The sequence below is a fragment of the Paenibacillus sp. P46E genome (assembly GCF_001909095.1).
Taxonomy (GTDB): Bacteria; Bacillota; Bacilli; order Paenibacillales; family Paenibacillaceae; genus Paenibacillus_AQ; species Paenibacillus_AQ helianthi.
The window spans coordinates 1-13,212 of record NZ_LVYZ01000099.1 but is presented as its reverse complement, the minus strand read 5'-3'; the positions used below and the strand labels follow the sequence as shown (position 1 = coordinate 13,212).

Annotated in this window: 12 protein-coding genes and 1 tRNA gene; 5 read left to right on the top strand and 8 right to left on the bottom strand. The window is 52.5% G+C overall.

Annotated features, from left to right (window positions below; all coding sequences use genetic code 11):
- Positions 1 to 24 precede the first annotated feature (24 nt).
- Complete coding sequence (locus A3849_RS30155) at positions 25 to 720, top strand: DUF7002 family protein (RefSeq protein ID WP_074114753.1); 696 nt, start codon at positions 25 to 27, stop codon at positions 718 to 720.
- 72 nt (positions 721 to 792) lie between these two features.
- On the opposite strand, the gene A3849_RS30150 is transcribed toward A3849_RS30155, so the two are convergent.
- A tRNA-Leu gene (locus A3849_RS30150) sits at positions 793 to 876 on the bottom strand.
- Between the two features lie 178 nt (positions 877 to 1,054).
- Between A3849_RS30150 and A3849_RS30145 the strand changes: the two genes are divergently transcribed.
- Positions 1,055 to 1,510, top strand: coding sequence for a YhjD family protein (locus tag A3849_RS30145; protein ID WP_074114752.1), 456 nt, complete (start codon positions 1,055 to 1,057; stop codon positions 1,508 to 1,510).
- 68 nt (positions 1,511 to 1,578) lie between these two features.
- On the opposite strand, the gene A3849_RS30140 is transcribed toward A3849_RS30145, so the two are convergent.
- The 3 genes from A3849_RS30140 to A3849_RS30130 all read right to left on the bottom strand — a co-directional run bounded on the left by A3849_RS30140 (position 1,579) and on the right by A3849_RS30130 (position 2,908).
- Positions 1,579 to 1,797, bottom strand: a complete 219-nt coding sequence (locus tag A3849_RS30140) for a hypothetical protein (RefSeq protein WP_074102935.1) — start codon at positions 1,795 to 1,797, stop codon at positions 1,579 to 1,581.
- Positions 1,798 to 1,913: 116 nt separating this feature from the next.
- Entirely contained in the window at positions 1,914 to 2,231 is a 318-nt protein-coding gene (locus A3849_RS30135) for a hypothetical protein (RefSeq protein ID WP_039309077.1), read from the bottom strand.
- 104 nt (positions 2,232 to 2,335) lie between these two features.
- Positions 2,336 to 2,908, bottom strand: a complete 573-nt coding sequence (locus tag A3849_RS30130; protein WP_074114751.1) for a xanthine phosphoribosyltransferase — start codon at positions 2,906 to 2,908, stop codon at positions 2,336 to 2,338.
- A 181-nt stretch (positions 2,909 to 3,089) separates the two neighbouring features.
- Between A3849_RS30130 and A3849_RS30125 the strand changes: the two genes are divergently transcribed.
- Entirely contained in the window at positions 3,090 to 4,211 is a 1,122-nt protein-coding gene (locus A3849_RS30125; protein ID WP_074114750.1) for a YkvI family membrane protein, read from the top strand.
- A 37-nt stretch (positions 4,212 to 4,248) separates the two neighbouring features.
- Positions 4,249 to 4,497, top strand: a complete 249-nt coding sequence (locus A3849_RS30120; RefSeq protein WP_074114749.1) for a hypothetical protein — start codon at positions 4,249 to 4,251, stop codon at positions 4,495 to 4,497.
- Positions 4,498 to 4,605: 108 nt separating this feature from the next.
- On the opposite strand, the gene A3849_RS30115 is transcribed toward A3849_RS30120, so the two are convergent.
- Genes A3849_RS30115 through A3849_RS30105 form a run of 3 tightly spaced genes read right to left on the bottom strand, consistent with a single transcriptional unit; the run spans position 4,606 to position 10,512 of the window.
- A complete protein-coding gene (locus A3849_RS30115; RefSeq protein ID WP_074114748.1) occupies positions 4,606 to 8,025 on the bottom strand; it encodes an AAA family ATPase in 3,420 nt (1,139 codons plus the stop codon).
- Positions 8,022 to 9,371, bottom strand: a complete 1,350-nt coding sequence (locus tag A3849_RS30110) for a metallophosphoesterase family protein (RefSeq protein ID WP_074114747.1) — start codon at positions 9,369 to 9,371, stop codon at positions 8,022 to 8,024. Before A3849_RS30110 ends, A3849_RS30115 begins: the two co-directional genes overlap by 4 nt.
- Positions 9,372 to 9,375: 4 nt before the next feature.
- Positions 9,376 to 10,512: a glycosyltransferase family 4 protein gene (locus A3849_RS30105; RefSeq protein ID WP_074114746.1), complete on the bottom strand. Its 1,137-nt coding sequence runs from the start codon at positions 10,510 to 10,512 to the stop codon at positions 9,376 to 9,378.
- Positions 10,513 to 10,696: 184 nt separating this feature from the next.
- Between A3849_RS30105 and A3849_RS30100 the strand changes: the two genes are divergently transcribed.
- Positions 10,697 to 12,091, top strand: coding sequence for an RsmB/NOP family class I SAM-dependent RNA methyltransferase (locus tag A3849_RS30100; RefSeq protein WP_074114745.1), 1,395 nt, complete (start codon positions 10,697 to 10,699; stop codon positions 12,089 to 12,091).
- Between the two features lie 139 nt (positions 12,092 to 12,230).
- Here A3849_RS30100 and A3849_RS30095 read toward each other — a convergent pair whose 3' ends face one another.
- Positions 12,231 to 12,989 (bottom strand): carbohydrate-binding protein, encoded by a 759-nt coding sequence (locus tag A3849_RS30095; RefSeq protein WP_256701122.1) that lies wholly within the window; start codon positions 12,987 to 12,989, stop codon positions 12,231 to 12,233.
- Positions 12,990 to 13,212: the final 223 nt, after the last annotated feature.

Genomic DNA, 13,212 nt, shown 5'->3' with positions numbered 1-13,212 from the left:
CAACCGAAAAGGGTAAAAACAACTATGAACCATTGTATCATTGCTGCCATTACCAAAAGTCCGCTGAGAGCCTCACTGTATCATTTTACCAGAGCAAGTAATCTGCAAGGTATGGCTGCCTTGGATGGGATCTTCGCATCGGCCTTGCTGTACCCCGAATATGCCAACGGCATACGCCGGACTGAAGCCTGGAAGACAGTCTATAACGGCCAGCATGCAGTGCTGAACTCCCATCTTCGAATCACCCCCGAGGCTATGGAGGCAGGAACAACGGCTGAACAGTTCCGCGCCTGTCTGGACCGCCATGTCTTCCTCTGGCCAACTGAACGTGACTGTATGTCCATGGCAGCTATGTACTCTCGCAGAGAACCAGGAGAGACCTTTGCCATTTTGAAATTGGATGCCCTTAAGCTCTTAACGGATCACTTCGATCATATCCGGTTGTCCAAATATGACTCCGGGAGCTCTCCACGATACCCGCACCGGATGTCCTACCGCAAGAGCTGTAAGATGCTGCTGCCCATTGGGCTATTCATGATAGAGAATGGGCCGTCGATTCCGGCAAAGCCCTCCGAGATCAAAGAGGTGCTTGTAGCGTATTCGCTCACTCCGTTAAGCCGCTATCTGCAGACCATTTACTGTTCCGGTCAGGATCTGGTGCCGGCAGCTTGGAGGGGTATCCATGAACCGCTGGTTTTGCCTTCGGCTCCGCATTCCTAAACAATGTGAGGTCATTCGGGCATAAAAAAACAAGCATCCCTTCAAAAGAAGGGATGCTTGCGTAAACCGTAGTGCGGTCAAGAGGACTCGAACCTCCACGATATTGCTATCACTGGCACCTGAAGCCAGCGCGTCTGCCAATTCCGCCATGACCGCATATTCAATGACTTACTTTCGCAGTCACAAGATAGATCATACCATTCGATGATGCCTGAGTCAATATTTTTTTGTAATCATTTTTAATACATAAATTTCTGTATAAATATTGCTTTTATTTACGTATTCGGGGTATAATGAGAACAAAGGTTCGCATACTATAAATGAGGTGATTTATATGGCGACTACCAAGAGAAATCCACTAACTACACCAACAATCCCCGAAGATATAACCAAAGACGAAAAGTCCCTTGTCAGAAGCTATTTGCTGCTTACGTTCATTCATAAAGTATTTGAACGCGACTGCCGGGTCATCGGCAAGAGCGGATTATTCAAGACACCACAGCTCTATATGGAGCTGGTATCCGGTGCAACGAAGAAGACCTCGCTGATGCTCCAGGAGGTCACCCGGGAGCTTACCTCGCATCATCTGAAGATCACGACCATCCGTCAAGATCAACGGGGGGTAGAGGCCCAGTATTCCTGCCGTGGATATACCGGCGAGATGAATATCCCTTGGCCCGGATTTCGTAATGAAATGATGCTGCGGATGCGTGCTTACCTCGGCCTGACACCTGAGCTAACCGTTCTCCCCCGGGAAGATACTGTGGAACAGATGGCGTTATCCATATAAGTCCTGTACTTATCATAAGAAACAGCCCCCTCCGCTATGGAGGGGGCTGTTCTTGCTAGGTTTATACATTATACGTTCTCCGGCTCTTGTCTGGGTTCGGCAAAGGGCTGGTACACATAGTTGCGGTCAAGCTTCACTATCCGCTTATTGGGACGGCGTATCATCACCTGGGACTCGTCCCAGGCGAGCACAATACCTTTTACATCATTACTCTCCAGTGCATCGCGTACAACACGGATCTTCTCACCGGAAATCCGGTAGGCATCCAGCTGTTCGTCACTAATCATGAAGTTCAAGTCTCCTTTCAACACATTGCTAGCCTTATCCACCCGTGAAAAAGACCCCAATGAGTAATCATTCGGGTCTAGTTACTTGCAGTTCTAACCTTATATCTTATGAAGTTCTATATCAGCGCTTCATTCTTCTCAAACCAGAAGTCAAGAACTTTAGCGGACATCACACGTTGTTCCAGATATTCCACCTGATGATCAGTGAATTTCTGTCTCCAATTGAAGGACAATTCTTCACACAAACTTGTGATCGTCAAAAGTTCAGACCAAGCGACGTAACGTTTGTACCAGAAAAACTGAGGATGTTCAATCATATAGGGATACAGGTCGTCGAATTCCGTATGTTTGCAATCCAGCGCACGCTCGAAATGATCCTTGGCCTCGGTTAGTTTATCAATAAAAAATTGCTCTGTCACCGGTTCTTTCCCCATTGTGACGCCTCCTCTCTCATGTCTAATTTTTATTATAAAGGAAAACTTATAGAGTGAAAAGCAGTTGTTAAAAAAATAGGCTAAGTTCCTCTAATTGTCACCCTTTATTCGTCAAAGACAATGGTTCCTTCACTAAGAGACATAATCCGGACAAGTGACTCCAGACGTATACCCTGTTCTCTAATGGTTCTGGCTCCGGCCTGGAAGCTTTTCTCCACAACTACACCGAGTCCGACCAGTTCGGCGCCGGAGCGCTGAATGATTTTGATGAGACCGCGTGCGGCGTCGCCGTTTGCGATAATATCGTCAATGAACAGCACCTTGTCATCCGCAGAGATAAATTGGCGGGAGAGCATGATGTCTGTAACAATGCCTTTGGTGAATGAAGGCACTCTCTCGCACAGTGCATCCGGATCAGCTAACAGCGTTTTTTTACGGCGGGCAAATACCAGCGGCACCTTCAATTCGTAAGCGGTGGCAAATGCCACGGCAATACCCGAGGATTCCACGGTAACCACCCGTGTAACTCCAGCATCAGCAAATCTCCCGGCAAACTCCCGTCCCATTTCCATCGTCAGCATAGGATCAACCTGGTGGTTGAGCAGCGCATCCAGCTTCAGCACCTGATCAGAAAGGACGACCCCCTCCTGCAAAATCCGTTGTTTCAATAATTCCATGATTTTGAACCTCCATTACCCTTTATAATTCCATACGTTCCACTGTAATAATCCTATATAAGCATTAGGCGGAAGTCATGTCCTTCTGCTCATCATCATAACCTGTACTATATGGACTGCACAAGGCTATCCTTTGGCACAGCCATTTTTTATCTTTGCAGCACAATTAAGGAGGGGAGCCATGAAATCCCATGTCCGTACTCTGCAAATCGCTTTCACCTATATTGGCACCATTGTAGGTGCCGGATTCGCCACCGGCCAGGAGATCCTGCGGTTCTTCACAAGATATGGACACTGGGCCGTGCTCACCATCCTGCTCTCCACGGCCCTGTTCATCTGGCTCGGCACCAAAATGATGATTATCAGCCAGCGCATCAAAGCAGACTCTTATGAGGATTTCAACCGCCACCTCTTCGGTGAGCGTGTCGGCAAAAGCATCAGCCTGTTCACGATGATCATCCTGATTGGCGTCAACAGCATTATGCTGGCCGGGGCAGGAGCTATTTTTCAGGAGCATCTCGGAATGCCCTATCAGGCAGGACTCCTGCTGACAATTCTCGGGTCCTATCTGCTGCTGAAGCGCGGGATTTCAGGCATCCTGCAGATCAACAGTCTGGTTGTGCCGTTAATGCTTACTCTGTCGCTAATTATAATTTTTAATACGCTGGACGTCCCCGGCGCAGACCGGTTCTTGTTTCTGCCGACAGATCACAGCCCCTTTAGCGCCTGGATGTCGCCGCTTCTCTACACTGCCTTTAATCTGGGCATGGCACAAGCCGTACTGGTACCTCTGGCCCGGCATACGAATGATGAGAGAGCACTGCTGCGAGGCGGTATTCTCGGGGGGATAGGCATTGGCTTCATGCTGCTTGCTGCACATTTTGCCATGAGCTCACAGATGCCGGGTATTCTTCAGTTTGAGATTCCAATGGGCAGTATCGCCGTCCGCCTCGGTCCAGTGGTACAGGGGATCTATCTGATGCTGATATTCATGGAGATCTTCAGTACCTTTGTGGCTGATATTTATGGCGTCGGTGCACAGCTTCAGCAACGTCTGCCCATCGCACCCGCCCTGGTAACCCCGATCCTCATGCTAATCTGCTATGTGTTCAGCCAGTTTGGCTTCAGCTCCCTACTCTCCATTTTCTATCCCATCTTCGGGGCGGTATCTCTGGTATGGGTAGTAATGCTGCTCCGCGCTCCGATGACGCCGCCTCCACGAAAAGGTGATCCCCCTGCCACAGACATCAAAGGGATCACAATTGTTGCCGTGAAGCCAGTGATCCGGATTACACGGAAATAGCCGCTGCGTGTGGATAACGGCAGGTGGTACATTGGAAATGAGCGGTAATATTGTAACGCTGAACTTTGGATCAATGAACCGGACGGGCTGCCCAATACGGCAGGTATTGCGGATTGGGGAGGCCGGCGGGTGGGGCCCATTCAAAGGTATTTTTACCTTTGATTACCCCGATTCCGGCGGGTGGGGTCCATTCAAAGGTATTTTTACCTTTGATTACCCCGATTCCGGCGGGTGGGGCCCATTCAAAGGTATTTTTACCTTTGATTGTCCCGATTCCGGCGGGTAGGGCTCATTCAAAGGTATTTTTACCTTTGATTGCTCCGAGCGTCGCCACAGAAAGACCCTCACAGGCACATCCTCGCTTGCCTGACGGTAAATTCTGTACTGATGTGCTCTAGACGGAGATTACCGAGGCGGCGGGAATGATCCGGGATGCCGCTTCAGTCACATGTCTGTGACAGGTCATCATGATGATCTGCCGGGTGGCTGACAGTTCTCCAAGCAGGCTCAGTGCCGCATGCAACCGGCGTTCATCGAAATTAACAAACAAGTCATCGAACAGCAGCGGAAGATTCGCCTGATGTGTCATCGTCTCCGCAAGGGCTAGCCGGATGGCCAGATATAGCTGCTCCGCCGTACCACGGCTAAGCAAGCCGCTGTCCAGCAGTCCAAGGTTCTTATGCTCCGCCTTTAGCTCTTTGTTGCCAAGCGTCATTACTACCCGATGGTACTCCCCTTCGGTAAGCTTGGTAAAATATTCAGAGGCCAGCCGGAGTACCTGCGGCTGTTTTTCCTGTTCATAGATACGGCGCGTTCTCCCCATCAGCTCGGCAGTAAGTGCAGTCACTGCATATTGGCCTGCTATTCCTCTCAGCGCCGCCCGTTGTTCTTCCAGCTGCTGAGGGACTGAATCCTCCATCCCCCGCTCCTTCAAGTATTCCCGCTCTTGCAGGAGCTTCCCGCGATGCTGAAGCAAGGCATTACGGTCTTCCTCAATGTGTAACGCAGCCTCTTCCGCAGCATTCCTTTCCTGTTCCAGAGTGTACGAATCGTATTGCTCCAGGAGGGCCAGCAGCTCAGCCGTGGATTGATTCTCCCAGCCTCCGAACATCGCCAGCTCCCATTGACGGATCAATTTCGTCAGCTCGATGCGCCGCTGCACAACAGATGACCGCCGCAGAAAATCCTCTGCGTCCGCAGCACCCCCCTCGTGTAGGAGCCCGCCGGAGCGCCGTGACAAATCTTCCAGGTCCCTGGTGCTCAGCGCCAGCTCTTCCTGTAGCTCCAGCAGCCGTGCATTCATCCCTTCCCGGCGAAGGACTTCCTTCTGCAGAAGATCCCAATCCCGCTTTCTCAGTTCCAGCCAGCTGAGGAGGGATAATCCGCCTGCTTCAAACGGTTGAGATGGTGAAAGAGCAGGCATGTCGCGAGCTATACTATCCAAGTCTGAATGCGCCAATTCGGCCAGTACAGGCGTAACGGCCATACTTGACTGGTTCGAGCCAACCCAACCGTCTAAGATCGGTACAGAATGCGCCAATTCGATCATTGAATCACTGCTTGACGACAACCCTTCGTGATCCGACTCAGCAGGCACCGCCCAATCCACTCCAACCCCTTTCGTCTGCCCAGCTCCGGCTTCAATCATCAGTGCCAACACTTCCTGCTCAAAAACAGAGCACTCCGATTCCAATGTTCTTAGACGCATTGAAAGTTTATGTTCCTGACGCAGCAGCTCGTTGCCCTGATCCACCATCGCAAAGATATCCGGCAGTCCTTCGGGCGACAGCCCTTCAGGCAGCTTGCGTTCATGCAGCCACTCTTCATAACGCCCGGCCAGCTTGGTGAAATCCGCCTCGGCCTGTTCCAATTCTGCACCAAGGGCACGCTCCTGACCCGACAGCGAATCCACCTCTATCCGGCAGGCCTCCCGTTCGGAAGCCAACCGTTCGACACGCTGACGCCAGGCGTTCCAGGCCTCCATGAGCCTGCGAAGCTCCTTCATTCCAGCCTCCAGCCCGCTTGCATCAGGGCTGGCGCCTTCCGCCGGCCGCCGTCCCGGCCGGCCAAGCCCGCTCTCCGGCTCTGCGCCGGAGAGCAGCAGCCCGCGCAGCCGCCGCATCTCGGCTGCGGCGGCACTGCCCGCCCCGCCTTGTCCCGGCGGGGCAACGTCCGCCCTGCGCTCCGCGCGCAGGGCAGCCCACAGGGCCAGGTCCGCTGCGGCCAGCAGGCCGAGCGCGGCCCAGGCGCTGACCGGCGGCGCACCGGTCAGCCATAATGCTGGCGGCAGCAGCAGCGTAAGCGCTGCGCCCGCCAGCAGGAGGCGCCGGTAGCGCTGCGCCCGGCGCCCGTCAGCGCCGCTGCCTGCGGCGCCGCGGCCGCGCAGCGGCTCCCCGCCGAGCTGCGCTTCGCGCCAGCGCTCGGCAGCTTGCTGCAGCTCGTCCCAGAGCTGCAGCAGTTCACGCGGGCTGCGCGCAGCGAGGCCCGCAAAATCGGCGGCACCGGCAGCATGCTCGCGCGCCAGGGCCCGTTCTGCCGCCTGCAGCGAAGCAGCGGCAGCGGCCAGGCGGGAGCGCAGGGTCTGCCGCTCCGCTTCCTGGGCTTCCATCCGGCGGTCATACGCGCTGAATCCCGCCGCAAAACGCCGTGCGGCCTCACGATCCGCCGCCGTTCCGGAGAATCCGGCCAGTTCGGCTGTGCCCCAGCCTGCACCGATCCCGCGCAGAATACGTTCCAGGTGTTCCTCCTGTGCTTCCATTTCAGCTGTAAGACGTTCCGCTTCTGCCTTCTTGTCCTCATAACTGCTGCGCCGGCGGTCCAACGCTTCAAGACGCAGTCCCTGTGACTGAAGAAGCGCATCTGGCAGATTCTTCGCCAGTTCTGCGGCAAGCTCGCTGTACTGCCGCTGAAGACGGAATACCGTAGCTTCAGCGCCGCGCAATTCCAGCTGCAGCGACTGCCAGCGGGAAGCACCGTTCTCCGGAAAAGAAGGGATAACCGGAAGCTCCGCAAGCTCGAGCCGGGCTTCGCTCCACTTCAGCCACATCTCACGAATCTCCTGCGCTTTACGCGTCAGGGTCAGTCTGCCCGCTGCCGACCGGCGGTGCTCCTCCAGCTGCGCCAGTTGCAGCTCCGCGGCTTCCAGCGCCGCTGTGTTCTGATTATAGCGCGGCAGATAGGAACGGCTTTCAGCCGCTTCCTTCTCCAGCTTCTCAATCGACTGGAGGATTTTGGCTGCCTCCTGCACCTTGCCGCGCGGTTTGTAGAGCTTATCGGCATCCTGCTGCAGGCGCCGCTCAGCCCGCATAATTTCTCCGCCGCCTCCCATTCCAGCATGGAAGAGATAGCTGCTCATTTCCTCAGATTGCAATGCACCTAGCTCTTGCAGCTCATCTAGTGAGACAGCAAACAGCTGACGGAACATGCTCCGGGAGATGCCTCCGAGAAGTCGCCGCTCCATTTCCGTCTGGCTCCGTTCTTCGGTTGTTCCGTCCAGGTGGCTGACAGTGATGTGCAGCTTTTCACTTCTGCCTTGAACCTCTCCACCTGCCATATATCGTCGGATTCTCCAAAGTGAGCCTTCGCGGTCACGTGCAGCCAGCATTCCGCCATGCTGTCCCCCTTGAGCAGGCTCATAACGTTCATGTAGATTGGCTCTCCCCGGAATGCCGAAGAGCATGGCACGGATGAACTGCAGGGTAGTACTTTTACCAGCTTCATTGCGTCCGTAGAGCAAGCTTATACCGCTATCCAGCTTCAACTCCCGGTTATGCAGACGGCCGTAACCGCCAATCTGCAGCTCCTCGATCCTCATCCTCCATTCCCCCGATCCCCCTGATAAGTCCTCTCCGCTCCAGCAGCTTCTGCATGATCATCCATGCCTGCAAGCAGGGTAATTCCGAGCTCCGCCGCACTTCTCAGCCAGCCCAACTTCTCTTCATGAGAGGCAGAAGCGAGCATCCGGCGCAGTTCCCGGTTCTCCATTAGCGGCTTAAGCGCACGGTCCATCAGTTCATCCAGCATGCTTGAGGACTGTTCGTTCTGCCTTGCCAGCCGCAGCATTTCGCCAAGGAAACTATCCTCCTGAGCCAGGCGCTCCCGGTCGATAGCAAGTCCTGTTTCCAGCACAAATCCTTCCGTCCACACCAGGCCAGCGTACTCATTGCGTTCTGCACGTATAACCTCCCTCCGCTGCAGCTCCGCAAGCAGATCCTCCGCAGCGCCTTTCTCCGCCAGAACTCTGTGTACGGGACCTCTTCCTGTCAGCCGGAAGCGCACCACTGACATCCGTTCCGGAAGCTCATCCCTGATCTCCTCTACCATCTTTTCCACCGCCTCAGTCCACTGCGCTTCATCTGCCAGTCCTTCAATGGAGAGCTCACGGACATGCCAGCGGACGGCATCCAATTCGTGAAACTGGAGGGACGCCTGACCTTCCTGATTCACATCTACGACATAACATCCCTTAGGTCCAGTCTCTTTGACACTGCGTCCCTGGATATTCCCTGGATATACGATCGGCGGCTGCTCATGCAGAATACTGCGTTTATGTATATGTCCCAGTGCCCAATAATCGTAACCCCGGCCAATCAAATCTGTACGGCTGCAGGGAGAATAGGTCTCATGCTGTAAATCCCCATCAACATTTCCGTGTAAAAGAGCGATGTGAAACAACTCGCTTCCCGGCAGGCGTTGAAACTGCAGGGACGTATTCTCCGTTACTTTGGCCGTAGGGTACGATATTCCACTGACTACAGCCACCTCTTGGCCGTCACTGCGTCTTAAGGCAATCGCTTGTCCCGGTTCCCCGCTGCCAAATACGGTCACATGCGCCGGAGGCTCTGACGAGAGACGCGGCCCATCGAGCGGATCATGATTGCCATGAATCAGGAATACAGCGATACCGTGTCTGCCCAGCTCCTGAAGCGCCTCCTGAAAGCGCAGCTGGCCCTGCAGTGAAGCATCTGAGATATCGTAGACATCTCCGCTGATGACCACGAAATCAACTTTTTCATGAACAGCTACGCCAACAAGCCGCCCGAGGGCGGCGAAAGTGGACTCTCTTAAGTAGGAGCGGATCGTCTGCGGAAGCTGTGCCAGACCGGCAAAACGGCTGTCCAGGTGCAAGTCTGCAGCATGCAGGAAACGAAAAGGAATCATAACCTCACCCTTTCAATCCCGGCTGATACTGCAGATACGTTTTTTTGAGCTCATTGGCTACGCGTGTCAAGGAATACAAGCTTTTGGCTTTATCCCAGGCTGAACGCGACAGCTCGTAACGATAGCCCGGATCGGTGATCACCTTTTCCAGCGCATCTGCCAGGGCCAGCTCATCATCGGGATCAACCAGCAGTCCGTTTACCCCGTCTTCAATCTGTTCCGGAATTCCGCCTACATTGGTACCTACCAGTGCCAGACAGCTAAGTGCTGCCTCTGCAAATACAGATCCGAACGCCTCCGCCCGTGACGGCAGTACAAAAATATCAAAAAACGGCATGAATTCTTCCGGGTGCAGGGTATATCCATAAAAGATAGTTTCATTATATATACCGAGATTCTGTGCCAGCAGCTCTAGTTCTGCACGGCAAGGGCCGTCTCCGATAATATGCAGCACATATTCATGGTTGCGTTTTTTCAGCTCAGCACAAGCCTTGAACAACGTGTCGATCCCTTTGGCGGGTACAAGACGGGTTACGGTCACCAACTGCGGAATGTCGTTGTCATGCGGCACCGGCTTGAATCTTTTCTCATCAAAACCGTTCGGAATGACTCCGATGCCGTCCGGCCGGTCAATATAGGGAGCCAAGTAGTCGGCAAATGAACGTGACACGGTCATCAACCGGTCGCTGACATGCTCCAGCTCACGGTAAATCGATACGAGAAATTGATGCTCCAAGCCGCCTTCAATAATTGCTCCATTCAATATCAGCTCGCGTTCATAGCTGGAATGCAAAGTTTGAATAAGCGGGATCTCGGGATAAATCTTTTTCATTGCCAACCCTGCAATCGGATGATGGGCATGAATCAGGTCGTACTTTTTGGTCATACGCAGCTTGGTCCACCATAGATAATCCCTGTAGGTTTGAATATATTTTTGCACAACCGGGCTTTCGCCATAGAGAGTCCAGTCAAAGGTTTCAAAACTAATGTCTTCGCGGCCTTTGCCCCGGATGCGCTTAGGCAGCCAGAACAAATCCATTTCCCATCGGCTGGAACGAAACCGTTCCTGTAGATAAGGGATCATGGAAGATACACCACCGGGTTGCTCCGGAGGGAAGAATAGCGCTTGCAGCAAGTTCATAAGGCACATCCCCTTTACAATTGCCCTGTATACGGTGAGACCCGGCAATTATGATATAGTTATATATGTAGATTCACAGGTACGCTTAAGGTCCCATACCTTGATTTTATCGGTATCCACCTGAAACAGCAACTAAGAAGAACCCGAAACTATTCTTAGATTTTAACAAGAGGAGAAATGATGTATGAATGAAGAACGGCTGCCCGCTGCTTTTACTGCCGGCATTAGAGAGATGCTGGGACAGGAAGCGGACGCTTTTCTGGAGAGCTATACTGCGCGGCGGACCCAGGGTCTGCGGTTTAACACGCTAAAAAGCACCTCCGCCTCAGGCAACGCGGCAGCGGAGCTCGCACGGATCCAATTTGGCCTGACTCCCGTACCCTGGTGTGCTTCGGGATATTATTATGAGGAGCCGTTCCGGCCGGGACGGCATGCTTATCATGCCGCCGGATTATATTATATTCAGGAGCCCTCCGCAATGTCCGCAGCCGAACTGCTGGCACCTCTTCCCGGTGAAATTGTACTTGACCTAGCCGCTGCACCAGGAGGAAAAACCACCCATATCGCTGCTCTCATGAAGGGACAAGGCCTGCTCATCTCCAATGAGATTCACCCGGAGCGGGCCAAAATACTTGCAGAAAATGTGGAACGCCTCGGCATTCCCCACGCTGTTGTAACTAGCGCTGCCCCGGGAGAACTCTCCCGCCGATTCCCGGAGGCTTTTGACCGGATTATGCTGGATGCACCTTGCTCTGGAGAAGGTATGTTCCGTAAAGACCCTGCCGCGATCGGCGAATGGTCCCCGGAGCATGTAGAGATGTGTGCGGCCAGACAATGGGATATCCTGCAGGATGCCTACATTATGCTGAGACCGGGGGGGAGTCTGGCTTACTCTACCTGCACCTTCAACCATAAGGAGAATGAGGATACGATATCACGGATTCTGGATCACTATCCTGATATGGAGCTTATCGAAACGAGACGTCTTTGGCCACATCTGGAAAAAGGCGAAGGCCATTTCGTCGCCTTACTCCGTAAGGCAGCCTTCGAAGAAGCTGCTCCCAGCCACAGTAAACGCGGCAGTGGTAAGAGCAAAACCGGTTCCAGGCTGCCTTCGTCTGTCCGCGATGCCTATCAGCAGTTTATGAACTGGGCGGCTGGCGAGCTGCCGGGGTTTACCGGGCAGGGTATACCTCTGCTCTTCGGAGAATCGCTGTATCTGCTCCCGGAAGCGTTCAATACCAGCTTGCATACAGGGCTATTGGATGGCCTGAAGGTGCCGCGTGCAGGACTGCACATTGCGCATCTGAAAAAAAACCGCATTGAACCGGCACATGCCCTGGCCATGGCTCTTCAGCCCCAACAAGCAGCACGCAGCTACGATCTGGCAGCCGACAGTCTGGATCTTCAGGCCTGGCTGCGCGGCGAAGGTCTTCCTGTTCCTCCTGAGCTGCACGGATGGACGTTGGTAACCGTGGACGGATTGCCTGTTAGTTGGGGCAAAGCCAGCTCCGGGCAGCTGAAGAACCATCTACCCAAGGGACTGCGGATACTTAAATCCCAGAACGACGAGCAATAGTCGGCTGACCCGTTCACCGTACCTTATTCCGCATAAGCTGTTACTAACCGTATGAAAAAAGGTTTCCATAGAGAAAAGGATCTCAGAGCGGAGATATAAGCCGCCTGGGATCCTGCTATTAAATGTATATTAAAATGATTTAGAATACCTCGTAATTATGACCATAGTTATTATCCCAATACGTTTGTCCGCCAGTTGTATACGAAATCGAATATTTAATATTTGTAGCACCCGGAACATTGAAACTGTAGCTCCAATTTTCAACACTATTGAAATTATTCAAGGAGCCAGTATAAGTGGCGAAGCCCTCATGAGTCGTTGCCCAGTTATCCGTTGTGTACAGTATTTTTACTGTTTTCGTCGGATTCAGGTTTTTCACATAGATATTTCCGGTAAATTCACCATTACTCAGCGTACTATTAGCGTTAAGCACATTTGGTGCTCCCAAAATTACAGATCTCAGGGGAACTGTATAATTCACTTCATTGTAATAGTTCGCTCCATCGTTGTTATCCCAATAGGTCTGGTTATTCACTTCATATTTAATCGCAAATTTGATGAAGCTCAGATTCTTTAACTCTAAATGATCAGTTGAAGCATCCGTTCTGGAAATAGCAAAATGCCATTTCTCACGATTTACATCCCCCGGTCCTGCATAAGATGCCGTCGTATCATACCAATTTGTGTTATCTGTTGTGTAATGGACACTCACATTCTTCACGGGTCCCAGATTAGCAACTTCAATATTGCCGCTGAATCCGACATATCCGGGTTTATACATAACGCCGACATCCGAGTCAATAAGCTTGACCTCATTACCGCTGGCAAATGCCGATCCGGCAAAAGATACACCAAAAATCAGAGTAAGCATCATCAATCCAGCAAAAAGTTTTTTCATTGCTTTCACAGTTCTCTCTCCTCGAATTTCAAATTTTTACACCTGAGTCTGAGCCGACAAGGAAGACATACCTTTGTAATGCGTTGTTCTTCTTTCATCCCTCCTGTAATGTTTTTGAAAATAAATTGCAACTTCCGGAAATACATTCATTTCCTTTTAATACAATAACTTTTATTGAGATCTCTGTAAATAGTAAATAAGTAACATATTTTATATATAAAGT